This window comes from Microvenator marinus, from assembly GCF_007993755.1.
In the GTDB taxonomy this organism is placed as follows: Bacteria; Myxococcota_A; Bradymonadia; order Bradymonadales; family Bradymonadaceae; genus Allomicrovenator; species Allomicrovenator marinus.
Genome location: NZ_CP042467.1, coordinates 4,332,332 through 4,356,941 on the forward strand (window position 1 = coordinate 4,332,332; position 24,610 = coordinate 4,356,941).

21 protein-coding genes are annotated in these 24,610 nt (G+C 54.6%); 5 read left to right on the forward strand and 16 right to left on the reverse strand.

From position 1 onward, the window contains the following. The first annotated feature begins 146 nt into the window (after nucleotides 1-146). From FRD01_RS17840 to FRD01_RS17855, 4 genes are all read left to right on the forward strand, one after another. The gene (locus FRD01_RS17840; RefSeq protein WP_146962050.1) at nucleotides 147-1,574 is read left to right on the forward strand and encodes an AgmX/PglI C-terminal domain-containing protein; all 1,428 of its coding nucleotides are present in this window, start codon (nucleotides 147-149) and stop codon (nucleotides 1,572-1,574) included. Between the two features lie 74 nt (nucleotides 1,575-1,648). After that, nucleotides 1,649-2,245, forward strand: coding sequence for a hypothetical protein (locus FRD01_RS17845; protein ID WP_146962052.1), 597 nt, complete (start codon nucleotides 1,649-1,651; stop codon nucleotides 2,243-2,245). Between the two features lie 81 nt (nucleotides 2,246-2,326). Next, on the forward strand, nucleotides 2,327-3,568 hold the full coding sequence (locus FRD01_RS17850) for a hypothetical protein (RefSeq protein WP_146962054.1): 1,242 nt from the start codon (nucleotides 2,327-2,329) through the stop codon (nucleotides 3,566-3,568). Between the two features lie 22 nt (nucleotides 3,569-3,590). Beyond that, nucleotides 3,591-4,202, forward strand: coding sequence for a polysaccharide biosynthesis/export family protein (locus tag FRD01_RS17855; protein WP_146962056.1), 612 nt, complete (start codon nucleotides 3,591-3,593; stop codon nucleotides 4,200-4,202). A 6-nt stretch (nucleotides 4,203-4,208) separates the two neighbouring features. On the opposite strand, the gene FRD01_RS17860 is transcribed toward FRD01_RS17855, so the two are convergent. The 16 genes from FRD01_RS17860 to FRD01_RS17935 form a co-directional block, all read right to left on the reverse strand. Beyond that, nucleotides 4,209-5,033 carry a hypothetical protein gene (locus tag FRD01_RS17860; protein WP_146962057.1) on the reverse strand — a complete coding sequence of 275 codons (825 nt, stop codon included), beginning with the start codon at nucleotides 5,031-5,033 and terminating at the stop codon, nucleotides 4,209-4,211. A 54-nt stretch (nucleotides 5,034-5,087) separates the two neighbouring features. Further along, on the reverse strand, nucleotides 5,088-5,951 hold the full coding sequence (locus tag FRD01_RS17865) for an inositol monophosphatase family protein (protein WP_146962059.1): 864 nt from the start codon (nucleotides 5,949-5,951) through the stop codon (nucleotides 5,088-5,090). 2 nt (nucleotides 5,952-5,953) lie between these two features. Further along, complete coding sequence (locus tag FRD01_RS17870) at nucleotides 5,954-7,429, reverse strand: serine/threonine protein kinase (protein ID WP_146962061.1); 1,476 nt, start codon at nucleotides 7,427-7,429, stop codon at nucleotides 5,954-5,956. A gap of 1 nt (nucleotide 7,430) precedes the next feature. Then, nucleotides 7,431-11,075 carry a methionine synthase gene (gene metH, locus FRD01_RS17875; RefSeq protein ID WP_146962063.1) on the reverse strand — a complete coding sequence of 1,215 codons (3,645 nt, stop codon included), beginning with the start codon at nucleotides 11,073-11,075 and terminating at the stop codon, nucleotides 7,431-7,433. Next, complete coding sequence (locus FRD01_RS17880) at nucleotides 11,072-12,238, reverse strand: SAM-dependent methyltransferase (RefSeq protein ID WP_146962065.1); 1,167 nt, start codon at nucleotides 12,236-12,238, stop codon at nucleotides 11,072-11,074. Before FRD01_RS17880 ends, metH begins: the two co-directional genes overlap by 4 nt. A 45-nt stretch (nucleotides 12,239-12,283) precedes the next feature. Beyond that, entirely contained in the window at nucleotides 12,284-13,009 is a 726-nt protein-coding gene (locus FRD01_RS17885; protein ID WP_146962067.1) for a hypothetical protein, read from the reverse strand. A gap of 3 nt (nucleotides 13,010-13,012) precedes the next feature. After that, entirely contained in the window at nucleotides 13,013-14,047 is a 1,035-nt protein-coding gene (locus FRD01_RS17890; protein ID WP_146962069.1) for a diacylglycerol/lipid kinase family protein, read from the reverse strand. Nucleotides 14,048-14,082: 35 nt separating this feature from the next. After that, a complete protein-coding gene (locus tag FRD01_RS17895; protein WP_146962071.1) occupies nucleotides 14,083-14,838 on the reverse strand; it encodes a hypothetical protein in 756 nt (251 codons plus the stop codon). A gap of 3 nt (nucleotides 14,839-14,841) precedes the next feature. Continuing rightward, nucleotides 14,842-15,915, reverse strand: a complete 1,074-nt coding sequence (locus FRD01_RS17900) for a Gfo/Idh/MocA family protein (RefSeq protein WP_146962072.1) — start codon at nucleotides 15,913-15,915, stop codon at nucleotides 14,842-14,844. A gap of 117 nt (nucleotides 15,916-16,032) precedes the next feature. Beyond that, nucleotides 16,033-17,487 carry a leucyl aminopeptidase gene (locus FRD01_RS17905; RefSeq protein ID WP_146962074.1) on the reverse strand — a complete coding sequence of 485 codons (1,455 nt, stop codon included), beginning with the start codon at nucleotides 17,485-17,487 and terminating at the stop codon, nucleotides 16,033-16,035. 9 nt (nucleotides 17,488-17,496) lie between these two features. After that, complete coding sequence (locus FRD01_RS17910; protein ID WP_146962076.1) at nucleotides 17,497-18,285, reverse strand: ABC transporter permease; 789 nt, start codon at nucleotides 18,283-18,285, stop codon at nucleotides 17,497-17,499. Between the two features lie 2 nt (nucleotides 18,286-18,287). Then, the gene (locus tag FRD01_RS17915; protein ID WP_146962078.1) at nucleotides 18,288-19,244 is read right to left on the reverse strand and encodes an ABC transporter ATP-binding protein; all 957 of its coding nucleotides are present in this window, start codon (nucleotides 19,242-19,244) and stop codon (nucleotides 18,288-18,290) included. Next, complete coding sequence (locus FRD01_RS17920; RefSeq protein ID WP_146962080.1) at nucleotides 19,241-20,095, reverse strand: ABC transporter permease; 855 nt, start codon at nucleotides 20,093-20,095, stop codon at nucleotides 19,241-19,243. The genes FRD01_RS17915 and FRD01_RS17920 overlap by 4 nt, the downstream gene beginning before the upstream one ends. Next, complete coding sequence (locus tag FRD01_RS17925) at nucleotides 20,095-21,003, reverse strand: ABC transporter ATP-binding protein (protein WP_146962081.1); 909 nt, start codon at nucleotides 21,001-21,003, stop codon at nucleotides 20,095-20,097. The genes FRD01_RS17920 and FRD01_RS17925 overlap by 1 nt, the downstream gene beginning before the upstream one ends. 12 nt (nucleotides 21,004-21,015) lie before the next feature. Beyond that, nucleotides 21,016-22,200 carry a serine/threonine protein kinase gene (locus tag FRD01_RS17930; protein ID WP_146962083.1) on the reverse strand — a complete coding sequence of 395 codons (1,185 nt, stop codon included), beginning with the start codon at nucleotides 22,198-22,200 and terminating at the stop codon, nucleotides 21,016-21,018. Between the two features lie 127 nt (nucleotides 22,201-22,327). Next, nucleotides 22,328-22,477: a lmo0937 family membrane protein gene (locus FRD01_RS17935; protein WP_146962085.1), complete on the reverse strand. Its 150-nt coding sequence runs from the start codon at nucleotides 22,475-22,477 to the stop codon at nucleotides 22,328-22,330. Between the two features lie 511 nt (nucleotides 22,478-22,988). Between FRD01_RS17935 and pgi the strand changes: the two genes are divergently transcribed. Continuing rightward, a complete protein-coding gene (gene pgi, locus FRD01_RS17940; RefSeq protein ID WP_249755721.1) occupies nucleotides 22,989-24,587 on the forward strand; it encodes a glucose-6-phosphate isomerase in 1,599 nt (532 codons plus the stop codon). The last annotated feature ends 23 nt before the right edge of the window (nucleotides 24,588-24,610 follow it).

Below are 24,610 nucleotides of genomic sequence, written 5' to 3' on the forward strand. Positions count from 1 at the left end.
GAATCGTGGTTTAAGTCATTCTAGTGAGGGAAGGAAATCGGTATGCCGATGGTTCTAGTGTGAGCGTCACAATCGGGTGGTTGGAGAGGCCTCACGTTCGAGAGGGCGTGCGACGACTTGGCAACGGCTGTTTAAAGAGTTTTTGAATGTCTACGCAGAAAAAGCCTGTACAACGAATCCTAAGGGTTGGTCTTTTTCAGAATAAAAACTGTATCGAGGAACGTCTTATCCATACACGGAAGGCGGTCACGATCGGTCAAGATCTAAAGAAGAACACCTTTGTGGTCCCTGCATCAAAATTGCCACGGACCTATCAACTCTTCGATGTTAAGGACGGTGAATACGTTCTGAACTTTACGAAGGATATGACCGGACGTGTCTCGGTGGGCGATTCAAAGCCGCTAGAGCTCGAAGAACTGGTCAAGATGAATAAGGCACAGAAGTCGGGGGATGGATACGCTCTCAAAATCACCGAGAAGACGTATGGCCGCGTGGCGTTTGAAAACGGGGGTGAAGAGGTCGCTATCCTCTTCCAGTTCGTCAAGCCTCCGCCACCACGAACGCCCCCCGTGCTGCCCGCGAGCATGCGAGGAGGCCTTCTTTTCGCGCTCGTCGGTGCAACCACCCTTCTAATCACCACCTTCATTTCTGCGTTCCTTCAAGTTGGTTTCGTCGCGTTTGTTCTGGCGAAAGACTGGCCACAACCCAAAGATATCGATTACGTGATGCCGGATCGTTTTGTTTCGATCATGGTGGACGAAAAGCCAGAGCCGATCGAAGCGGAACCTATCGAGACCGAAGAAGGAGACGGGCCAGGGGAAGAGGTAGAGGACGATGGCCCATCAGAGCCGGCCCCAAAAGCAGATGACGAACCAAAGGCGGAGCCAAAGACCGCTGAAGAGCGCGCGGCTGCGGATGCGGAGCGGAAGCGACGATTGGCGGAAGAAGTGCAGAATAAGACTATTCTGGGTCAGATCGGCGCTTTGAGTTCCGAGGGGGGCTCATTGATCGATTCACTCTCTGAAGGTGCCGGACGTACCTCGATGGAAGAAGCCTTTGCGAACTCAGCGGGTATTGCGACCAACGTAGCAGGCGCCGAGCAAAGCGGTCTTAGGACTTCCGGCTCATCCGATGCCGACGGCAAGGGAAGTGCGGTGGGTATGGGTGAGTTGAAGGGTTTGGCAGGTGCTTCCAAAGCTAAGAAGGGCGTGGATACCGGCAAGCAGGCCGAGAAGAAGGTCAAGGTTAAGTTGAACCTCAAAACACCCGAGAAGATGGTCGGTGGAAAGCTCGACTCCAATTCTGTGTCTGATGTGATTCGAAGGCGCCAAGCCGCTATCCAACGCTGCTACGAGCGCGAGATTAAGAACAATCCAAGCGCTTCGGGTAAAGTGGTCGTTTCGTTTACGATCGGAACCATTGGCCGTGTGACCAGCGCGAAGGCCGTAGAGGACTCCGTCGGTGGTGGGGTTGGCTCGTGTGTAGCCGGTGTTGTGAAGGGCTTCAGGTTCCCTCGACCAGAGGGTGGTGAGGTCATTGTGAATAAAACCTTCGTCTTCGAGGTCGCACAGTAGTTGTTTTTGGTTCGGTTTGTATGACGTGCTAGATGTGTTAGTGTGAAGCGGAAATTGTAAGAATAGGGTCTGCTATGATGGCAAAAAACTTGATTATGGGAGCAGTGGGGGCGTTGACGCTTACTCTCGCTCTAAGTTTTGTAAACGCCCAAGATTCGGAGGCGCCTAGCACTCTTGCATCTGATATTGCGAATTTGCAGAATGAGGTCGACACCTTGACCGGTCCAGAGAAGATCGAGAGAGCGACCGAAATCGTAAACGGCATGAAGTCTACACTCACTAGCACCAATGAGGTGTTGGAGCGTGTTCGAACCGAAGAACAAGACATTCTGAAGTTGAACTGTTTGAATGAGAAGGTTGCCGCTATCAAAGGCTTTGTTAAGGTCGGTGAGAAGAGCCACGAAGAACTTAAGAGCGCCGTCTCAGCTGGAGACAAAGAGGCCGAAAAGCACCACTACACACTTGTGGCAATTGGCGGCGAGAAGGTGGGTGAGCTCGGTGAACAGGCGCTCGTATGTGCGGGGGAAGTTTTGAGATTTTCAGAAGATACCGTTGTCGATCGAACAATTGATCCCAACATTGCCGAGGTCGATCCTATCGTTATTGACGATAATGAGTTCGATTTTGACCTTGCGATGGAACGACTTCCCGAACTAACAGCATTTAACTGATTTTTGTGGGTGTATTTTGTATTCGGGTTCTGCTACTCACAGACCACTGATGTGTGATTAACTGGGGTCCCCAGGAATAAGATGGTTGCTAGAGTTCAACAAGTACAAGTCATGAGTGTGATCGCGGGGATGATCATGTCCGTGAGTGCTCTGGCGGCACCTGGTGAGGGTTTGCAATCCGAGTCGTTAGTCGCGTCATTTGGACTGACGATGGCGGGCGCCTACGATTCGAATATCTTCTATCAATCTGAAGATGAGACTACACGGCTGTCTTCGGCACCCTCCCTTAGATTCACCCCATTTCTCTCCATCGATTCCCTGAATCCAGGGATGGCTCAATACAACGTTTCCGCCAGTGTTTCGTGGCAACAGTATTTGGATGATGAGGCCACGGTCTCGGAGCAGAGCGGGCTTTCGGCCAACGTTGGCGCTACGCTCGGGATCAATCGCGAGGGCGCCTTTTCGGTGACCTTCAAAGAGGCTTTCGCAAGAACGAACGAGCCACCTGAAGGTCCCACGCTCGATGCATATAACCGCAACGTGAACTCATTGGGGCTTACGCTTGGGTTGCATCCCGGCGGAAAAGTATTCCAGCATTATTTGAGCTATGATTGGTTGGTATACAGGCATGAGGATATCGAAGCGATTAATCGCATGATCCACGACCTCACGCTGACGAACTATTGGCGATTTCTGCCAAGAACCGCGCTTACGTTGAGCCTCGATTATCAGATCGTCCAGTACGATGATTCGAATCAGGCGATTGGGAATATCGCGAATTCGAATAGCACACCTTTAAAGGTTCAGGCTGGTCTGACGGGTCTGATTACCGAGAGACTCTCATTGAAGCTCGTCGGTGGTTGGGGTTGGTCGTTCCATGACCAGGGAGACAGCTTCAGCGGTTTGGTGATCGACACGCGCTTGACCTACCACGTAGGCGACCCAGTCGCGAAGAACGTGCTCTTTGTCGGCTACAATCAAAGTTTTGCAGATACCACTATCGGGAACTTCTACACCTACTATCGGCCATACGCGGGATATCAGCATCGGTTGGTCGACCGGATTCGCCTTGGATTGGATGCAGAGGTCTCGATTCGAGACTACGTGGGAACTCCAGGCTTTGTTGGAGACATCTCAGACTTGCTCATCGGCGGTCGGGCCTCGTTGGGCTTTGATATTTTCAAGTGGTGGAGTGTTGATGCAGCTTATCGCCTGCAAATCAACAATACCGAAGACGTGCTCTTCGACGAGACTTTGGGTTTGAATTCGCTGCGGGAATATACCAAGCATTTGGTGACCTTCGGTACGACAGTTCGATACTGAAGACTTGAGACCCGCTCAATCTATGAGATCCTACTTCTACATCTTGCTTTTGGCGTGTTCTATCCTTGTCTTCGGCGCTTGCGGCTACGGTAGCGTAGACCCAGCGTACGAAGCATTGGTTGAGCAAGAGAACACGATGCCTATCGCCGGTGAACTTGGCGTGGGGGATCGTTTCCAACTGACAGTACACGGGCAAGGCTCGCTTTCCGGTGAATTTACGGTCTCCAATGAAGGGACGATCAACTACCCGTATCTTGGACGGATCACCGTTGAGGGGCTTACGTGCTCCGACATGGAAGAGAAGGTCACGGCAGGGCTTGCGGACGGATACATTCAAAGTCCAAGCGTTCGCTGCTCGATCACCGAGTTTAACTCCAAGCGAATCTACATTTTCGGCTCGGTGGGCGCGCCGGGCGCGTTCCCGTATCGGACGAATCTTTCGATCATCGAGGCTATTGCGCTTGCGGGCGGTTTTGCTGAACGTGCCTCGAGTAATGGGACGAAGTTGAGCCGAGTGGTCAACGGCACCGAGATACAGGTCCGGGTCCCGCTACAAGACATCGTTGAAGGCAAGAGCCGAAACATCCGCTTGTTGCCTGGCGATATTATCTTCGTACCTGAAACCCCCTACTAGTAAGCGTCAGTCCAAGGGGAGGAGCTTGTGCCCGTCAAACGCACAGAACGCCGCGGCCTTCGAGTATCGTTTTGAACAATGGGGACAGATCGTTCTTCGTGGTCCCTCGCCTAACGGGGCCAGCCGCGTGCGTGCGAGGTGTAACATGGGGAGCAGAGGGACTGCGTCGATCGGACACAGCATGGCTGCGCCATTGGGCTCTACATGGTGGCAGAGTGGGCAAAAGAGCATCGGGATGAGGGGAGGGCGCTGGTCAACCAGGCTCGGGTTAACCTCAACAACATTTGGCTCCTCGCAACACTTCTCCAGCCGGGTTTCTGATTCGCTTCCACAGTTTCGGCAAACATAGACACATAGAGCTTTTTCAACGTCTAGTGCCAACTCGCTGCCGTCGTGTCTGCAGTACCGAATCCCATGCTCATACCTTCGTCCGCACTGCTTACACGTGGGGCAGGCAGAAGATTCGCGCACGACGACTCGCTTCTGACCTTCCTCCAGCGCTTTCAGCGGGGTTTGATCATGAGGACAAATCACCAATGACTCATGGAAGTTGCGTTCACACTTCGGACATTTCCGGTCTCTGGAGCGTTTTGGGTTTACCAAAAGCTCCGCCTCTTTAAGGGCGCTCACAGACTCCGTGCTAACGCTTAGGCCGGCATGGCGCCCCGTGGTTGGTCTTCGCTTGTCTTCGGGCTCAGGAGGCTCCTGAGAGGTTCTAGAAGGCAATGGTGGTTTGTGTTGTCGCCTGCCACGAGTCCACATATATCCCAGAGTCCCAAGTGCGCCGACGAGGAAGAGAGAGAGGTAGAAGATAAGTGGTGCACTGAGCATGGCCGACTCCTCCTTGCACTATAACAATCCAAGTCGGGCACTACAAACACTCGGTCAAACGAATTGCAGAAGCTCGGGAACTCGGCTTTCGTGAACGATAATGACCTCGGCGTTAACCTCAAGGGTGGTTCGGGGAACCTCCATCTCAAAGACTTGTTTGGTCTCTAGGTTCACGAACACAAATCCCAAACGTCTTGAGATTCCGATGATTGGGGCAAAGTCCCAAGGGGTGATGTTACCTGGACGGATGAGAATGCCTCCAACTTCGCCCTTCCAGAGTCTGGAGAATTCGATACCGACGCTTCCTCGCGTGATTTCATAGGACGAAAAGAGACGGGACGCTGGGGTCAAAAAGAGCCTTTGGGATTCGGTCGAAAAGCTCGCTGGATCGTCGTGTAGAAGAAGGTATTGCCGCTTGAGAAGTCGTTGAGGGTCGACCGTGAGCTCTACGCCGCTGCTGTACTGAGAGATTCGATGCACTTTGGGGGAGCCTGGTCGGTAGCCGTAGATCTCTCGGGTTGTGACGTCCCCCACGTAGGCAGCGTGGACTTCGTGCTCGGAGATGAGTGCGACCATGGTTCCAATCCCGTGAGACTGGCGCCTCATGAATGCGCGGGTCCCGTCCAACGGGTCGATCGTAATCCAGAGTGAGGGTGAAAATGCGCACTCTACCTGCAGTTCATCCTCTTCGGCGATGATTCCGTAGCCAGGAAGGCACTCACGCACCATGCGCAAGTAGATAGCCTGAGCGGCATGGTCGGCCGTGGTTACAAAGTCTAGACCGCTACCGTACGAAGTAGTCTTTTCACTAGCTTCGAACGTGAATTGCTGCGCCTGGATAGTTTCTATTGCGCGCCGAACCATCTCTTTGAGGAGCACGCCGAGCGCATGAGACGTCAATGGGCCAAACTCAGACATGCTCACCTCTTCTTTCGATTCGATTTTTTAGGAGCATCGTCTAGGTCCTGAAGAACAAGCACCTCTCTTGTAAGGGGGGCGTCTTTGACCTCGACGGTAGCTCGTTTTCGAACCTCACCTTGTTCGAGTTCAACCTTATAGAACCCAGGTGTGAGCCGCGTGTAGACGGGCGTAGTGCCGATGAACACCCCGACATGGTAGAGTTTCGCCTCGGGTTGGGAGTCGATCACCACCCAGTTTCCGTCTTTCTTAAAAAGGGCCGTCGGTACAGCATCGGCTTGGACGATCGCTTCCTCGGAAAGAATGAAGCTCGCGCCACGTGGAATCTGGGAGGACGTGGTCTTGCTGCCCGCGGAGAGAACTGCGATCAAGACCATCGCCGCCAGCCCAAGGATGGAGCCCGGAACCATGAAAGCCAGATACTTGAACGGCAGCTGGGTAAGGCCTTCGGGCTTCTTTGGGGGCGGTGCGGTCATGGTCTCGAGCGCGTAGGCCGAAATCATGGTCTCGCCTGAGCGGTCCGCTGAGAAAAGGCCGGCATCTACTTCGTGAGAGGCATCCACATCGATTTCGAGTCCACGCAGGGTGCGCACGTAAACGCTGATCTCGAGCGGCGTGATGTAGGCGTTGCGCTGTCTGAGCGTGGTCTCGATGTCGAGGAGCATAGAGCGGGCGCTTTGGTAGCGATTCTCGGTTTGTTTTTCGAGCGCCTTTTGAATGACGCGTGCGTAGCTTTCGGGGATATCCGGTCTGAATTCCCTTGGGTCTGGCGTTGGGTTGCGCAGAATGGCGCTAACGGCAGGGAGTTCCTTGCCGAAGGGCTTTACTCCGGTCAGGAGTTCGAAGAATGTGATTCCCAGACTGAAGACATCGCTTTGGGGGCCAACGGTCTGACCTTCGATTTGCTCGGGAGACATGTAGGCATACTTGCCTTTCACGGCTCCTGATTGAGTGGCGCTGCGGTGCTTGGCAGCTTTTGCGACTCCGAAATCGACCAGTTTGGCGATGCCATCGTTGGACACCAAAATGTTTGAAGGCGTGACATCACGATGGACGATATTCAGCGGTGCTCCGTCCCTATCCGTGGCTCGGTGGGCGTATTCCAGTGCGTCGAGAATCGAGGCGATCACTCGTGCCGCGAGGTCGATGGGGATTGGCCCGTTGGTCTCGTAACCGTTGATAATCTCTTCGAGTGAGAGGCCGTCGATGAACTCCATGGCGATGTAGTGCTCGCCCCTCGCCTCGCCGAGTTCGTAGATCTGGCCGATATGGGGATGCGAAAGAAGTGAGGCGAGTCGAGCCTCGTCGAGAAACATTTCGCGAAGGGCGTTTTCCTTGGAAAATTCGGGCAATAGGCGTTTAATGGCGATATAGCGGGCAAAGCCTTCAGGGCCATTTTGCTCCGCCACCCAGATGGTCGCCATGCCTCCATCTGCGAGGTGGCGCAGGATGGTGTATTTTCCGAATTCTTGGGTCATTTCACACCAAATAAGGAGCAAGCCATCGTCGCGCTTCGTCGAGGGTTTGCCCTTTTCGCCGCGCGTAGTCTTGGAGTTGGTCGTCTCCAATCTTCGTGATGGAGAAGTATCTTGCCTTGGGGTGAGCGAAGTACCAACCCGAAACCGACGCCGCCGGATACATGGCGAAATTCTCGGAAATGGTAAGGCCAAACTCGTCGGGCTTGAGCAGTTCCCAGAGCTTTGACTTCTCGGTGTGGTCCGGGCACGCCGGATAGCCGGGGGCTGGCCGGATTCCCTGATACTTTTCGGCGATCAGGTCTTGGTTTGGCAAAGGCCCGTCTTGGATTCCCCATTCGATCCTCGCCTTCTGGTGCAACCACTCGGCAAAGGCCTCGGCGAGTCGGTCGGCCAGCGCTTTGACCATGATCGCGTTGTAGTCATCGTGGCGTGCCTCAAACTCTTTGGCCTTCTCTTCGGCCCCAAGACCCGTGGTGACGGCAAACGCCCCCATGACATCTCTTCCAATCTCCTTTGGAGCGATATAGTCCGCTAATGACATATTTGCCTGGTCATTCTTGGCGCGGTCGTTCTGTTGGCGAATCATGCACAATCGAGTGAGTTCGTTGCCCTCTTCGTCGTAAAGAACGACGTCGTCCCCTTCGCTATTCGCGGGGAAGAAGCCGTAGACGCCTTGGGCGTTGAGCCATTTCTCATCGACGATGGTCTTGAGCATGGCTTGAGCGTTCGCGAATAACTCACGGGCGGTTTCGCCAACGTCGGGATTGTCCAGAATTTGCGGGTAAGCGCCTCGAAGCTCCCATGCGGCAAAAAACGGGGTCCAGTCGATATAATCTACCAATTCACCGATTTCCACGGAGACTAGTTTTGGACCGTGAAACGGAAGCTTTGTGAGGTCTTCGGTCTTGAATTCAATCGGGAAGCGGTTCTCTTGGGCTTCTTCAAAAGGCACCACGGTTGGCGCGAATCGGCCTTCGTAGTCGGACTTGTCTTTGGCCTGCATTTCCCGGTTTTCGTCGATGTACTGGTCCCGTCGGTCGGCCGAAAGTAGACTTTCCACCACGTTGACCGCACGAGAGGCATCCACGACATGCACGGTTGGGCCTTCGTACATCGGGGCGATTTTGACCGATGTATGCTTGCGGCTCGTGGTCGCACCTCCGATTAGGAGAGGACGTGTGAACCCTTGGCGTTGCATCTCTTTGGCGACGTGTACCATTTCGTCCAGAGAGGGCGTAATCAACCCGCTCAGTCCGATGATATCTGCATTGGAGCTCTTGGCTTCGGCCAAAATCTTCTCGGCGGAAACCATCACCCCGAGGTCGATGACGTTGTAGTTATTGCAGGCGAGGACCACCCCGACGATGTTCTTGCCGATATCGTGCACGTCGCCCTTTACGGTAGCGAGAAGCACGGTACCCGCGTTTTGAGCCTCTATGCCCGTCCTCTCGGTTTCTTCCTCCATAAACGGCGTCAGATAGGCCACGGCCTTCTTCATAGCGCGTGCACTCTTGACCACCTGTGGCAGGAACATCTTTCCTTGACCGAAGAGATCTCCCACAATGCGCATTCCGTCCATGAGCGGCCCTTCGATGACTCGAATCGGGCGTTTCAGCTTGATTCGCGCCTCTTCGGTATCCGCTTCAATAAACTCATCGATGCCTTTGATGAGCGCATGTCGCATCCGCTCTTCGACCGGAGCATTGCGCCAGGCGTCGTCTCTGCCTTTTTTCTGTGTGGTCGTCTGGTTCAGAGTCGCCGCAAAATCCACGAGGCGTTCGGTGGCATCCGGCCGACGGTCAAAGAGTACGTCTTCGACGTGCTCAAGCAGGTCTTTTGGAATTTCTTCGTAGACCTCAAGCTGGCCCGCATTCACGATCCCCATATCCATCCCAGCAGAGATGGCGTGATAGAGGAAGGCCGCGTGGATGGCTTCACGTACGCGGTTGTTGCCGCGGAACGAGAACGAGATATTGCTTACGCCGCCCACGATCTTGATTTCCGGGAACTCGGCTTTAATCCGTCGTACTGCCTCGATGAAGTTGATGGCGTAGCGATTGTGCTCCTCGATACCGGTTCCGACCGTCAGGATATTGGGGTCGAAGAGGATGTCTCTGAGGTCGTAGCCGACCTTTTCTTGTAGGAGGCCGAACGCTCTTCGAGCGATCTCAACGCGTTGTTCAACTTCAGTGGCCTGGCCTGTTTCGTCAAAGGCCATCACGACCACAGCGGCGCCGAACTTCTTGCAAATTCGCGCCTGTCTGAGAAAGGTTTCTTCGCCCTCTTTGAGGGAGATCGAGTTGACGATGGGCTTTCCCTGAATCCATTTGAGGCCGGCTTCGATGACCTCGAAGCGCGAACTGTCCACCATGGTTGGGACGCGCGCAATGTCTGGCTCAGACGCGATGAGCTTGAGGAAGCGCTCCATCGCAGCCACAGAATCGATCAGGCCCTCATCCATGTTGATGTCGATGATATTTGCGCCGTTAAAGACCTGCTCGCGCGCTACATCAAGAGCCGTGGAGAAGTCGTCAGTCTTGATCAGGCGCTCGAACTTCTTCGAACCCGTGATATTCGTTCTTTCACCGACCATGGTGAAATTTGATTCTGGACGAATTTGGAAGGCCTCGAGCCCTGCGTATACCGTGTAGGGGGACGGCTCCGATGGAGTCCTGGGTTTGAGGTCTGATACCGCGGCTTTGATGGCGCGGATATGGTCGGGCGTGGTGCCGCAGCAGCCCCCAACGAGGTTGAGCCAGCCTTCCTTAGCAAAGTCCCTCAGAACCGATGCCATATGTTCCGGGGTGTCGTCGTACTCGCCGAACTCATTGGGCAAGCCAGCGTTCGGGTAACAACCGGTGTAGGAGTCCGCGAGCTTTGAGAGTTCCTCAACGTACGGGCGCATGTCGTCGGCACCGAGCGCACAGTTGATGGATGTGATCAGAGGTTTCGCGTGGGCGATGGTGGCCCACCACGCGCCCAACGTTTGTCCCGAAAGCACGCGGCCTGAGGCGTCGGTGATGGTCACGGAAGTGATGACCGGCACACGCTTTCCGCGCGCTTCGAAAGCCTCTTCAATCGCAATGAGTGCGGCCTTGAGGTTCAGCGTATCAAACGTGGTCTCCGGAAGGAGAATGTCTACTCCGCCATCGAGAAGCCCGTTGACTTGCTCAATGTACGCATCCTTCATCTCGTCGAATGTGACGGCTCGGAAGCCTGGGTCATTGACGTCAGGCGACATGGAGAGGGTTTTAGACGTTGGTCCAATGGATCCGGCCACAAATTTGGGAGCGTCGTTCGTGGTGAACTTATCCGCGACGGACCGAGCGAGTTTGGCGGCCTCGAAGTTGAGTTCATACGCCAAATCTTCAAGTTCATAATCGGCGAGCGAGATCCGCTGGGCATTGAACGTATTGGTCTCGATGATGTCGGCACCGGCTTCGATGAAGTCCTGGTGAATACTCGAGATCACGTCCGGCTGGGTGAAGACTAGCAAGTCGTTCGCGCCTTTGAGATCGATATGATGGTCGTGGAAGCGTTGACCGCGATAATCCGCCTCTTCAAACTTATGGCGCTGGATCATTGTGCCCATGGCTCCGTCGATGATGACGATGCGTTCGGCGAGCAGGGTTTCGAGACTTTTCATGGGCGCTCTCCGGAGCGAATACTTCGATACGAGTCGAGCATGATATTGTAGATCTGCTCGTCAGTTGGTGTGCTTCCTGCCTGTGCGGCAAGGCGGCGGAAATCTTCGACCATAGCTTTTAGCGGCTTTCTAAATTCGTCGTCCACCGTCCAGAAGAGGGCGGTGAGACGCGTGACATCGCCGTGCGGGTCGAAGGTATACGTCACGACTTTGTCGAGATCTGCGCCTCGGCCTAGTTCGTCGACCTGAGCGATCATCTTTGCAACGTTATCGTGAAACTTCTGCAAGACGTCTGGGCTGATTTCGGCTGCCGGAGTCTCAGAGTCGTCAATATGGCGAGCCATAAAGCGTGAGGCCTTGAGCCCCTCGCCCATACGGAAGCGTGCGAAAATGGTGACGGGTTCGTGGGCTTTGACGTCCAGATCCTCGCGCAATGGCATGAAGAGCGACTGATAGCCCGAGTGGCCAGCGAGGTGAACGGTGTTGTCGGTCAGCTCCACCAGGGTGGAGAGTCGAAGTCCAGTCAACGTGCCGCTAAGCAGTGGTTTCACGATGATCGTGTCGTCGATCTCCACGCTGAAATCTTCGTCGTGTGTGAAATCCGTCGTCGACCAATGTTTTGATTCTCCCAAAACCGCAAACACCTCACCGGGTCGCCCATATCGCGGCACCCTCAATGAGATTCCGCTGATATCAGTCGCAGACGAGGCGAGCTCAAAGAGGTGAACGAATCTGCGGGGAATCATGACGCCTTCGGGCTTGAGCACGTTCTTTCTGATATTCGTCAGGATTTGGGCCGCAGGTGTCTCCATGAACCAAGGTGAGTGAACGATGGTCACGGCGATATCCACTCTGGAGTCCAATTGGACACTGGCTGCGTCTTCTTTGAAGAGAGAAACGTTCTTGCCGATTCCTCGAGTCATGACGGCGTTTTGAATCGACTCAAAGAGCTCGGGATGTTTTTCTACGATATAGACCCGCTCGCTAACCTCGAGCGCCACATCGACCAAGGTGGCAGCTTGCCAACCGATGAGGGCGATTGAAGGTGTTCCCCCCATTTTCTTCGCAGCCTCTCGGATCGCCTTTTCGTAGGCGTTTCGACGATGGGGATCGAGTGCGGCGGAGAATTGAAAAGCAGGTTCGAGCAGGAATGTATCACTCATCGGAACACCTCGTGGTTTTCTTGAGGCATCCATAACAAAGCGGGTCTATTCTGTCGATCTTGTCAGCGTTTCAAAGTTGAGATGAATCTTGGCTCTTAGCCACTCTGCGGGCACGCAAACCAGCGACCGATCGAGCTCGATGGAGTGACGGAATGACTTAGCGTCAAGGTCTTCGCGCCTCAGCGAACGAAAGCTCGCGAGGAGCTTATTCTGAGCCAGTGTCGGGCCGACGAGTCTCTCGAGTTCAACGCAATCCGTATCGGAAATCTCTTGTTCGACGTCCCAATTCTTGACGTGCGGCAAAATCGCGAGGTCGGCGACAGACTTCTTAAAGCGATCTCCTCGTTCTTCCAGGACACAATGTAGAAGGTCAGCCTGTTTCATCCCGCCCACGATTCGGAGCGATGGCGACTCGTTCGTTTGAACCCTCAAACTCGGCGTCTTGAGGACTTCGTTGTCCAAGGGGAAGGCCATCCATCCTGGTTGGATGCCGTCTGCCGTATGAACAAAACCGACGCATGGCTCGTGCGTGAGAAGCCTATAACCCGTGGCTTTGGTTTGTGTTTCCGAGTCTTCGAGGGCCGAGATGAGGCGTGCAGCTAGCTCGATATTTTGAAATTCTTGGAACGCGATGTGTTGTTGGAAGAAACTCAACCGTCGGATGCGCGACCCATCTGTCGCAAAGACCTCCACTTGGAGCCCGTCTTCGTCCAACTCTGGACGATATGCAATCGAGTGCTTGAATTGTGCGGCATCCTGAATCTTTGTCATGCATCAATCCTGATACGCTACCGCTAATTGAACTGGAAACTCCGGGGACTTCCAGTGCGCTCCACGTTGATAGCCCTGGGCATCTCCCGCCACCTGGTACGGAAGAGAGCCTTCCAGAATGGTGCAGGTGACGTCATTGCAGATGAAATCCCAGTGGTGGCCCTCTTGGAGCTCACCTTTCCAAAACCGATTCAGGTTCTTGAGAATCCATAAGATAGAGCCGTCGAAGGTGCGCAGTTGGAAGAAACCAGGTTTGAAGTGACACTGAGGGAACATCTGTAAATCAAAGCCCCAATTGCCGATCGAGCCCACGCCAAAGATCTTTACGCGACCTTCAAAGATGGTCTCGCCAGCCTTGAACTCCCTGAGGACATTTCCATTTGCGTCGATCTGAAAGGCCTCCTTGTTGTTTACGAACTCGACCGGGACTTCCTTTTGCCGAAGAGCGGTAGGGATAGAACGCGTGCCAACGGCTAGCGCATAGCCGCTTAATCCCGTCACGTAATTCTCAAGGGCGCGTCCCTGAACCATTTCTTTTATGGCGTCGTAATCATTGAGGATGAGTGCGTCTAGGCCAAACCCTGCAAAGGGATAGAGCCCTTCGATGCCTTCGATCATCCCGACTTCGTAGGTGATAAGTGGCGCGCCAGCGCGGAGCCTCCTCAGGTCCGATATGATGTCGCCACTGCCGAGATAGGACGCTATCGCATTGCCGGTGCCCATCTTAAGCACGCCAACTTTGGGTGCTTCTGAGCGTTCTACTTGTCCGCTTCGAATCCGATTCTCGATGGCATTCAAGAGGTACATGATGGTGCCGTCGCCACCGGCAGTGAAGATGGTCTGGTAGCCTTCGCGGATAAGCCTATCCACGGTTCTTTCGGCTTGTCTGAAGTCCTCCGTCAGAAAGAGGTCTTGTGCGGGGACCCAGCGCGAGATCTCGGCATGAAGCGTGCCGGTCCAGCGTTTCGCGCGCGCATTAAGCATGACGGCGTATTTGCCCGGCGAGCTAGAAATCTTGGATGGAATGTCTTTTAGCACCTGTGGCTCGTAATCGAAGCAGGCTCAACGCGGCATCAGAAGGAACATTGATTCAAACACTGGTCCGACCCAAAACGAAGGTCGCAGCAATCTTGGCCGTTCTTACAATCGGCCGCTGTGTTGCACGATCCGCCCGTCAAACATTGTTGTTGGCAGGTACTTTGACCGCCGAGTCCAGGGCAGCAGACCTGAGCTCCTGGGCAATCGCTTGTGACCGTACATCCTTGACCGCCGTTGCCGCCACCGCATGTTGGAGCGCAAACTTGTTGCTGCAGGCCGATGCTAGAAAGGTCACAACACTCATCATTTCCAGAGCAATCAGCATCCGAGCCGCAAAGGCCGCCGAAGAGGCAATCGTCCTGGCAAATTGCAGAGCCGGTAAGGTCCACACAACACACTTGCGTGCCTGAACAATCAGCGTTGGTCATACACGCAGAGTTGGCTGGCATATCCGGTGCGGGCATGTCGGGCGCCATATCTGGCGTAGACATATCCGAGGCCATGTCGGTACCGGCATCGGGCGTTTGATTGTTGGTCGGGTCCGGATTGTTTGTGGGATCAGGGTTATTTACCGGGTCCGGGTTGTTGGTCGGGTCCGGGTTGTTGGTCGGGTCCGGGTTGTTTGTGGGATCAGGATTATTCTGAGAATTGTTCGTGGCGTCTGTGCCAGGGGTTTGATCACCATTGCCCAAGTCTTCGAGATCCCAGGGAGTACCCTCCACAGGGCTATCACCCGCATCAAAGGAGCATGCACTGAGTCCAATAACCAGAAGTAATCCGAGGAGTCTCATAACTTAACCTTGCTGCAGCGAAACGGTTCTCCCGCGCCTAAATGCCTCTTGATAAGCGAGCGTGAGAATAAGTAGCTGTTTGGCTTCTGCGCCCTTGAGCAAAGGCTCTTCTTCTCCAAGGCATGCGCTTACAAAGTTGCGTGTCGCGCGATGGAAGGAGTCCTCGAAGGCGGTATTCTTTTGGCCGTAAAACACTTTTCGGGAGTCGCGGCGAAGTTCGACCGGGGCCTCCATTTGTGTGGGGTCGGAATTCCGAATGATATCGATCTCCCCGCGTGTTCCGGTGATCGTGATTCGGAATTCGATCGGGTGATACGGCGTTCGCATCTTGCGTTCAGGCGCATAGACGTAGTTGAGGGTGCCGAAGCATTCTTGTTGGAAGTGCTTCCACATGGCCACGGTCGGCGCATCCAGGGTGAACTGCTCGTTGATCTTGGTATGGCCTTGCCAGACGTCGATTTTCTCAATCGAGCCGATCAAGAAGAGCGAAATACAGATGGATTGATAGCCAATATCGTAGAGCATCGGCGAGCCACCAACCAATTCTGGATTGAATCTCCACGCGTCGGCATCCTTGGCGTCGAACGACCAGGTACCACTAACGGATTTACCGATGGTGGCGCCAATTCTTAAGCTTGTGGGCTTTCCAATCTCGTTGGCATCGATGAGATTTCTGGCATCGAGGAGCGGCTTGTAGAAGAGACAAGGCTCAAACACCTGAAGGATTTTGCCTGATTGTTGAGCAGCTGCAATGACGGCATCGGCTTCTTCAATCGTGGTGGCAATCGGGCGCTCTACCGAGACGTGCTTGCCTGCGCGAAGGGCCGCGATGGCTTGCCGAGCGTGCAGATGATTTGGCGTGATGATCTCGATGGCATCAATGTTGGGGTTCTGAAGCATCTCCTCGAAACTCGTGTAATAGTTTCGAGCACCCCAATCCAGCGCACGCCGGATGGCTAGGTCTTCATCACGTTCGCAAACTGCGACGATTTCAGCGCGGTTATCATGTTCGTATCCCTTCGCATGAAGGTCTGCGATGCTACCAGCTCCGACAATTCCCACTCTCAATCGAGCCATAAACGCTCCAACTCACGGCGGTGGATAGATTTATCCGAAGAATGAATCAGCCTTTTTAATCACGGGACCTTCAAATTGTCAAAGGTACATCGTTGTGAGACCCGTGGCGGACGAGCCCTAGGCGCCTTTGACGAGGTTCACGAGCGTTGCCACGCCAAACCCCGTGCCACCTGGGGGGCTCAGTGGGGTCTCTGCCTCCGCCCATGCGGGTCCAGCAATGTCGAGATGCGCCCAAGAGTCCATGTTGACGAAATTCTTGAGGAAAAGCGCGGCAGTAATCGCACCGCCCCACCGAGGACCGATATTTTTCATATCGGCGGTGTGGGTGTCGAGCCCCTTTGCGAGCTTCTTCGTCAGCGGCATGCGCCAAAAATGTTCGCCCGAGGTTGCGCCAGCGTTTAGGATCGATGACGCGAGCTCCTCGTCGTTCGTAAAGAGTCCGGCGGTGTATTCGCCAAGGGCCACCACACAAGCGCCTGTCAAAGTCGCAAGGTCGATGATGGTGTCAGGCTTGAACTCTTGGATATACGCGAGAGCGTCAGCGAGGATGAGTCGGCCCTCAGCGTCCGTATTATGAATCTCAACCGTTTTGCCGCCGTATCCCTTGATGATGTCCTGAGGTCGCATTGCGCGTCCGCTGATGGAGTTTTCAGCGGTAGGAACCACAAAGTGGATTTCAACTCCTTCGGGCTTGAGCTGCCCAATGGCATGCGCCGCGCCGAGCACGGCAGCAGCTCCGCCCATATCTCCGTGCATACCAAGCATGGAGTTACCCGGCTTCAGGTTGTATCCACCCGTATCAAACGTCACCCCTTTACCCACAAAAGCCAAGCGCTTCTTGACCTCGCCGGCCGGCTTGTACGTGAGGTGGATGAGTCGCGGTGGATTCTCACTGCCTTGGCCCACAGCGGTAATCAGGTTGAACCCGCGTTTGACCAGTTCGGTTTCGTCAAAGATCGTACAGTCGAGCCCGAAGGACGTGGCGATAGTTCGCGCCTTGTCCGCCATGACTGCCGGTGTGAGGATATTTGGAGTCTCGTTGAAGAGGTCTCTCGCGATGATGATTCCGTCCGCGATATGATTGGCCCTTTCAAGCACGGCATTATCAAAATCGCCTTGGAAACTGATCCCTTCAAACCCTGGGAAAGAATCCTCAGATTTGGAGATGTGTCGGTCGAAGATGTAGGCGCCGAGCCGTGTTCCGATAGCCAGATGTTCAACGGTGTGGGTGTCGAAGCCAGCGGCCAAAACGCTGAGTCGCAGAGCGAAAATTTCCTTTGCTTTGCGCGCGGCGGTAGCGCCAGCGAGCAGAACATCGTCGAGTTCGCCGTTTCCATCCCCGAGGCCAACGAGGAGCAGTCTCGGGGCTTGGAGTCCCTGAAGTCCGCGCATCAAGAAGGATTGGCCAGCTTTGCCTTTGAATCGCTCTTGTTTGGCGAGCTCCAGCACGTCTTGGCCGCTCGACTCCTTGATTTGGTCGAGGGTTTTGCTCTTGAGGTCGGATCCGACAGGGACGACGAGTAGGTCGGTGACGATCTCAGGGAAACTTTCAGTGGATTTGGTGATGTTCATGGAGGTCTCTCAGACGTGGTATTGGCGATTGGCGAAGATCGAGGCACCCGCGATCAGCGCGGCTACCGAAAGCCCGACGAGCACCAAACCGCCGATCCACCAGTCAAAGACGATGGGCTCCTGCAGAACGAGACTGTCGAGCATGCCGAGTCTATCGGTGGCGCTGAAGCCGCCGAATGTTCGCATATAGTAGCGCACGCTCAGAAGTTCAAGGATAGGGAGCGTGGCGAGCACCATCTCGAAGACTACGAAGTACACGATACTTGCGAGCAATGTGGACGCAAAGGCAGCGCCGAGTGCCGCAAAAATCGTTGTATAGGCGATCGTACCGATGACCACGGCGCCCGCTGCTTTTCCGAACGCACCCATCAATTCGGCAGGGTCGGCTTGAGTCGCACAGATCCCGAATAAGGCCACGACAGGGATGATCGTGAGAACACACGCGATGATCGAACCCGCCGCCACTTTGCCAATCAGAATCATTGGTTTGGGCAAGGGTCGAAGAGTCAGGTACGTCAGGGTTCGTCCTTCCATCTCGTCGACAATGGCTGGACCTCCAAAGAAGATCGCGGCGAGTGGGACGAGGAACGTCAGCGTGACCTTCTCGGTGATGCCCGTGAACATGGTCATCCCATCCACGTTCTCAAAAATCACGTAGATGAAGGCGCCGATGACGGGCAGGAGTTGGACCACGGCGAGTGCCCATGTCTTTCGTGCTCGAAAACTCATTTTGAGCTGCACGCCAATCAGGGTCATGAGCAGGTGGGCAACGCCCAGATTTCGATCTTGAGTTGCCATGGTCAACGCACCAGGTAGTTGAAGACAGCCATCAGGTTATTGTCCTGAGAGGCGTATTGTTTGAGTTCGATTTTGTGCTCAAGAGCCATGCGCGGAATGCGGTCGTAACATGCGTCCGGATTTCGCGTGGCGATTTGAAATCCGCGTTCAAGGAAACGGATTTCCACCACATCATCAAACTTGGAAAGAAGGGCCGCGAACTCTCGATTCTTGTCCGCTTCAATGAAGATCGTGTGAGGATGCTCATCGATCATTTCGCGAATACGGTAGACGTTTCCATCCGCGATAACTCGGCCCTTGTTGATGAGCAGGATGTTTGAGGTCATCTGCTCGACCTCATGAAGGATATGGCTAGAGACGATGACCGTGCTGCCTTGCTCTCCCACCTTCTTGATCAGCTCGATGATATGGCGTCTACCCACTGGATCGGTTCCTGTGAGCGGCTCGTCCATGAAGAGGATCTGCGGTTTATGGGCCAAGGCCTGAGCGATCTTGATACGTTGACGCATACCCTTGGAGTACGTGTGAATCGGTCGATCTTGCTCTTTGGTTAGACTGACTTCAGCGATCGCATCTTTGGCGAGCTCGGCCGCTTTCTCCTTGCTGAACCCCTGGAGCTGGGTCAAGAAAGTCACGAACTCCAGCCCTGTCATTTCCTCATAGAAAGCATCCTGCTCAGGGACAAACCCTACTTTGCTCATGATTTCAGGATTGTTCCAAACCAGTTTGCCATGGATAGCAACTCCGCCCGTGGAGGGATGGAGTTGGCCCGTGAGAACCTTCATAAACGTTGACTTCCCGGCGCCATTGGGGCCGAGCAGGCCGATCACGCCACTTCCGATATCAAGGGTGATATCGTTGATGCCGATGACTTGTCCGTACCAAAGGCTTGCGCGCCGAACGGCAATAACGGGATCGCCTGAGCCGATCAGAGGGATGTTCTTTTCTTTCTCGCTCACGCGACCCCCTCAAGTTTGGAAATTCGTCGAGCCATAGAGGCGATGCCTAGACCGGTAACCACGGCCGGAATCACATAAGATACCCAGATAGGGGCATCAAACGTCTCTTCTGTGAGAAGATGTTTGGACGCCACCAAAATATTGCCGGTCAGGCTCCAGAGGTGCGCCCAATCGGCACCTCCAGTGGCGACCGCCACGATACCACTCATGATCAAGGGTACGATGACCACGCCGATCCACGAGAGCACCACGTAGCCGGTTCGCGGGGTCAAGGAGCTCAGCCCAACCACGATTGCTGTAACGATGGCGTTGAGTGCAAATGAAAGCCCGATGCCGATGGCGATTTGCCCTACCACGTCCTTTAAGAACTCGTTCTGAAGGTAGAAAGCGATTCTCAAGCCTCCCACGATCAACGCAGGGATGACCGTGACGAGTGAGCCCAGCAGAAAGAGCCCGAGGTACTTCCCAAGCGCATAGTCTGGCCTCGAGATGGGCTTACTGAAGAATAGCTGAAAGGTTCGGTACCTGAGGTCCTCGCTAATCACACCACATCCGCTCGCCGCATAGAGTACAGCGAGACTAAATGCCTGGGCCTGGATGAAATAGACGATATGGTTTCCGCTCGGGGGAGCTGGCTCGGTGAATTTTGCCACCTGGCCACTGACGGCATACTCCAAAATCACGAGGAAAATGGCGATGCCGGGGCCCACGGCCCAAAGACCGAGCAAGATGAGTTTGGTCCTGAGGAAGCTCAGATATGTACGAAGCGAGGTTCGGGCGATGACCCACCATGCGCCGGATTCCCGCAGCACGCCGTCGTAACGCGTGTAGTTTTGGTCGTGGATAGCCATTAGGCGTTCGCCTCCAGAAGTCCGAGAAATGCGTTCTCAAGGGTGAGTTCGCCAGGAACAAAATGGCGGATTTGAATATCGTTTTGAACGGCGAGCTCAAGCACTTTTGTGCGTTCGTGCCCCTCTGGGAGGTAGACTTTGAGCCGTAGTCCTTCAACGATAGCGCGGATTCCCTCGGCTTCGAGCACGGCTTTGAGCGCCTCATTTTTGTCTTTGGTCTCGATCTCGATCATGGCTTCGCCGCCAGACTTGAGTTCGTCGATAGCGCCCTGAAAGATGACCTCTCCCTGATTGAGCATGATCACGGATTCGCAAACCCTCTCAACATCGGGAAGGAGATGGCTCGAGAGCACCACGTTCACGCCGCGCGATTTGACGTCTTCAATCAGCTCGAGCATCTCATCTCGCCCTTTTGGGTCAAGTCCGTTGGTCGGCTCGTCGAGGAAGACCAGCTTAGGGCCCTGGACGATAGCCTGGGCGAGTTTAACGCGCTGCTTCATACCTGTTGAGAACCCGCTAAGCTGCCTGTAGCGGGCCTCTCCAAGGCCAACGTAGTAGAGGACTTCGTGAGCGCGGCGGAATGCCTCGGCACGCGGCATGCCAGCCAGCTCTCCACCAAATGAGACGTATTGAACCGCCGTCATATAGGGGAGGTAACAATCGTTTTCCGGCATGTAGCCAACGAGTTGTCGAACTTTTAGCGCCTCGTCCGGAAGTCGGCAGCCGAGCACGGATGCCGACCCACTGGAGAAGTCCAGAAGTCCCAGGAGCGCCTTAATGAGCGTGGACTTTCCGGCACCGTTCGGGCCGAGGAGGCCAACCGAGCCTTCGGGCACGCGTAGCGTGACGCCTTTAAGGGCATGAAAATCCCCGTAATGCTTGTGAATATTATCCAGATCGAAGAGCACGGGACCCCTGTATTATTTAACGAGGAAGAAAGCCACAGCCACAAGTACGGCAACGAGGGCAAACGATACTGCGATGATCACAGCGATCATGATCTTCTTCTGAGTAGCCGCACTGGTCGCAACCGTTGAAGAAGCCGGACGTTGCATCTGCTGAGGCGGTGCCGCTTGCGGGAAATTCGCTGAAGGGCCTTGCTGCTGCGCTTGCCCTTGAGGCTGTACTCCGACGCCGTGCGGCGCCTGGGTGGGAACGGCTTGAAAAATTCCGGTGAGCTCATTGCCCGGGTAATAGGCCGCTGATGCGCTCACTCGGCCCTCGGCCAGAATCTCGCGTTCGCGGGCATCGAGAGCTCGGAAGAGCTCCATCGCGTCCCCAAAGCGCTGCTTTGGATCCTTGGCCATGGCCTTGTTGATGATCGCGGCCATGGTAGGACTGACGCGGTTTGGAGCCACTTGTTCTGCGGGCGTAGGCGGGTTGAATACGTGCATCGTGAGCACTTGAACCGCCGAGCTCGACTGGAACGGGACTCTGCCTGTCATCATTTCGTAAAGGATCACGCCGAGACTGTAGATGTCGGTGCGTTGGTCTAGCGGCTGCGCCTGAGCTTGTTCCGGAGAGAGATACTCCGGCGTTCCGTACACAATTCCGGCCTGCGTGAGCTGATGTTCTTGGCTTCCCTGGTCCACGAGTTTCGCGATCCCGAAGTCCAAAACCTTGACGAAATTCGCCTCGCCGCGGAAATCCATGAGCAGGATATTGTCAGGCTTAAGGTCTCGGTGAACGATCTTGAGGTCGTGGGCTTCGGCCAGTGCTGAGCAACACTGCTTCAGAATCTTGATGACCGTGATCTCGTCGAGCAGGCCCTTTGCAAGCTTCTCTCTAAGCGTTCCGCCTCGGACGAATTCCATCGCCATATAGAGCGTCTCGGAGACGTTCCCACGTGGCTCAATCCGTCCAAATACCAGCACGCGTACGATATTCGGGTGCGAGAGCATGGTGATGACTTGAGCCTCGCGCTGGAATCGCTGGCGGATCTCAGAGCTCTGAGCGGCACTGCCGTGAAGAAACTTGACGGCGATATCGTGACCGATAAGCGGGTTCTTGGCTAAATAGACTGAGCCCATGCCTCCTTCGCCGAGGAGTTTGGTGATCTCGTAGTCTCCGAAGAGGCGCTGGCCAATAAAGTTTTGAGCCGACATTCAATAACCTGCGGAGTTTCCCATAAATTCTTGAGGCCGCGCGCGTTATAACACCATCGATGTGGTGCGGCAACTTCGGTGTGTCGGACGAATTCGGCAAAGAGCCTTCCCCCCCAATGTGGCGGAATTACAAAGGCTTTCGTCCCTGAATGACCCGGATGAGTACGACGATCACGGCGACTACAAGGAGGAGGTGGATGAACCCGTTCAAGGTATACGATGATACCAGTCCGAGTACCCAGAGTACGAGAAGAATGACTGCAATGGTCCACAACATAGGTTGTCCTCGATGAGCCGAAGCATTTGGATCGGCTCGAAACACTCCAGAATTCGGCGAATTGCCAAACTAGAAATACTGGAAGTAGGTCCAAGGTAGGGACGGTTTTTTGTCTGTCAATCAAAAGTGTCAATTTTTTGACAAAGGGTCGCGAGTGAACGCTCTTGCGCTTTTCGAACGGGTGTAGCAGATACCCCAAGGTCTTCAACGTTATAGAGGTAGTGCGATGAAATGGTTCATGTTGGCGTTTTTCGTGTCGGCGAGTCTCGCGTGTACCCCGCAATTGGCAAGTAAGGACAAGCTGCTGAAAAGGGCTAGTTTTGATATGGATTGCCCGGAGTCATCCCTGGAAATTGTGGAAATTGACGACAGAACGCGCGGTGTTAAAGGTTGCGATCAGCGCGCAACCTACGTTGAGACGTGTAAGCCGTGCGCGAACGGATACGTTGGTTGTGAGTGCACGTGGCTTCTGAACACCGATGGCAGATCGAATTGAACATGGAGTTTCATCGTGATTAGACTGACCGAAACGAAGGCGTGGAAGGACCTAGAATCACACGCAAACCAGATGAAGAGCGCTTCGATTCGAGAGCTTTTTGCCAACGAAGGGCGTGCCAAGGCTTTAAGTGTTGAAGCCGAAGGCGTGTTCGCAGATTTCTCGAAACAAAGACTCAATGAGGAAACCATCGGGTTACTCGTAACTCTGGCGCGCGAAATGAGCGTGCCTGCCAAGATCGAGGCGATGTTCTCTGGAGCCGAGCTCAATCCCACGGAAGGACGAGCCGTCCTACATGTGGCCTTGCGTGCTCCCTCAGATGCCGTGATTGAAGTGGACGGAGAAAATGTCATTCCTGGGGTGCATGCGGTCCTGGCGAGAATGCGGGATTTTTCGCGGCGGATCCGAAGCGGAGCGTGGAAGGGGCACACCGGGAAACCAATTCGGAATGTGGTGAATATCGGAATTGGCGGCTCGGATTTGGGCCCTGTGATGGCCTACGAAGCCCTCAAGCATTTCTCGGATCGAGAGCTCACGTTTCGCTTTGTATCAAATGTAGATGCGACCGATTTTTACGAGGCGACCTACGACCTCGACCCCGCAGAGACGCTCTTTATCGTAGCCTCCAAGACCTTTACGACCCAGGAGACGATGACCAACGCTCAGTCTGCTCGTCGATGGCTTGTTCAGACGTTGGGCGAGAGCGCCGTGGACAAGCATTTTGTCGCGCTTTCCACCAATCGTGTGGGCGTTGAGGCTTTCGGGATCGACCCCGAAAACATGTTTGAGTTCTGGGATTGGGTCGGCGGGCGTTATTCGATGACGTCGGCGATCGGGTTGTCCACGATGATCGCGATTGGTCCTGAGAATTTTGACGAGATGCTCGGCGGTTTCCACGCGATGGACACTCACTTTCGCAGAACACCACTCGAGGAGAACCTGCCTGTTTTGATGGCGTTGGTCGGCATCTGGAACACCAATTTTCTGGATGCAAAAGCGCAAGCCATTTTGCCGTACGAACAATATCTGAAGCGCTTTCCCGCGTATCTTCAGCAATTGGTGATGGAGAGTAATGGCAAGCGTGTGACCCTTGATGGCGAGGCCGTGGATTACCGGACGTGTCCGGTCTTTTTTGGGGAGCCGGGCACAAACGGCCAGCACTCGTTCTATCAGCTCATTCATCAAGGAACGGAGTTTATACCGTGTGATTTCATCGGGTTTCTCAAGCCCACCCACGATTTTTCGAACCACCATCCGCAACTCTTGGCGAATATGCTCGCCCAGGCAGAGGCCTTGGCGTTTGGGAAAACCGAGGACGAGGTCAGAGAAGAAGGTGTGAGGCAGTGGGTGGCGCACCGAGTTTTTGAGGGAAATCGCGGGTCGACCACGATACTGCTCGATGAATTGACGCCTGCGGCGCTCGGAAAGCTGGTGAGTCTCTACGAACACATGGTCTTTGTTCAAGGTGTGATCTGGAATATCGGGAGCTTCGATCAGTGGGGCGTGCAGCTTGGGAAAGTCCTGGCTTCTAAGATATTACCAGAACTCGAAGGCGCCCCGTTGGGACCACACGATGCGTCCACGCGTGCCCTCATCGAGAGGTTTCGCGGCTAGTTGGGCCAAAATATGGCTTTGAA

What these genes read in the sequence shown, in the direction of transcription:
- FRD01_RS17840 (WP_146962050.1), top strand. Translation starts at nt 147, where the DNA reads ATGTCTACGCAGAAAAAGCCTGTACAACGAATCCTAAGGGTTGGTCTT.
- FRD01_RS17845 (WP_146962052.1), top strand. Translation starts at nt 1,649, where the DNA reads ATGATGGCAAAAAACTTGATTATGGGAGCAGTGGGGGCGTTGACGCTT.
- FRD01_RS17850 (WP_146962054.1), top strand. Translation starts at nt 2,327, where the DNA reads ATGGTTGCTAGAGTTCAACAAGTACAAGTCATGAGTGTGATCGCGGGG.
- FRD01_RS17855 (WP_146962056.1), top strand. Translation starts at nt 3,591, where the DNA reads ATGAGATCCTACTTCTACATCTTGCTTTTGGCGTGTTCTATCCTTGTC.
- FRD01_RS17860 (WP_146962057.1), bottom strand. Translation starts at nt 5,033, where the DNA reads ATGCTCAGTGCACCACTTATCTTCTACCTCTCTCTCTTCCTCGTCGGC.
- FRD01_RS17865 (WP_146962059.1), bottom strand. Translation starts at nt 5,951, where the DNA reads ATGTCTGAGTTTGGCCCATTGACGTCTCATGCGCTCGGCGTGCTCCTC.
- FRD01_RS17870 (WP_146962061.1), bottom strand. Translation starts at nt 7,429, where the DNA reads ATGACCCAAGAATTCGGAAAATACACCATCCTGCGCCACCTCGCAGAT.
- metH (WP_146962063.1), bottom strand. Translation starts at nt 11,075, where the DNA reads ATGAAAAGTCTCGAAACCCTGCTCGCCGAACGCATCGTCATCATCGAC.
- FRD01_RS17880 (WP_146962065.1), bottom strand. Translation starts at nt 12,238, where the DNA reads ATGAGTGATACATTCCTGCTCGAACCTGCTTTTCAATTCTCCGCCGCA.
- FRD01_RS17885 (WP_146962067.1), bottom strand. Translation starts at nt 13,009, where the DNA reads ATGACAAAGATTCAGGATGCCGCACAATTCAAGCACTCGATTGCATAT.
- FRD01_RS17895 (WP_146962071.1), bottom strand. Translation starts at nt 14,838, where the DNA reads ATGAGACTCCTCGGATTACTTCTGGTTATTGGACTCAGTGCATGCTCC.
- FRD01_RS17900 (WP_146962072.1), bottom strand. Translation starts at nt 15,915, where the DNA reads ATGGCTCGATTGAGAGTGGGAATTGTCGGAGCTGGTAGCATCGCAGAC.
- FRD01_RS17905 (WP_146962074.1), bottom strand. Translation starts at nt 17,487, where the DNA reads ATGAACATCACCAAATCCACTGAAAGTTTCCCTGAGATCGTCACCGAC.
- FRD01_RS17910 (WP_146962076.1), bottom strand. Translation starts at nt 18,285, where the DNA reads ATGGCAACTCAAGATCGAAATCTGGGCGTTGCCCACCTGCTCATGACC.
- FRD01_RS17920 (WP_146962080.1), bottom strand. Translation starts at nt 20,095, where the DNA reads ATGGCTATCCACGACCAAAACTACACGCGTTACGACGGCGTGCTGCGG.
- FRD01_RS17930 (WP_146962083.1), bottom strand. Translation starts at nt 22,200, where the DNA reads ATGTCGGCTCAAAACTTTATTGGCCAGCGCCTCTTCGGAGACTACGAG.
- FRD01_RS17935 (WP_146962085.1), bottom strand. Translation starts at nt 22,477, where the DNA reads ATGTTGTGGACCATTGCAGTCATTCTTCTCGTACTCTGGGTACTCGGA.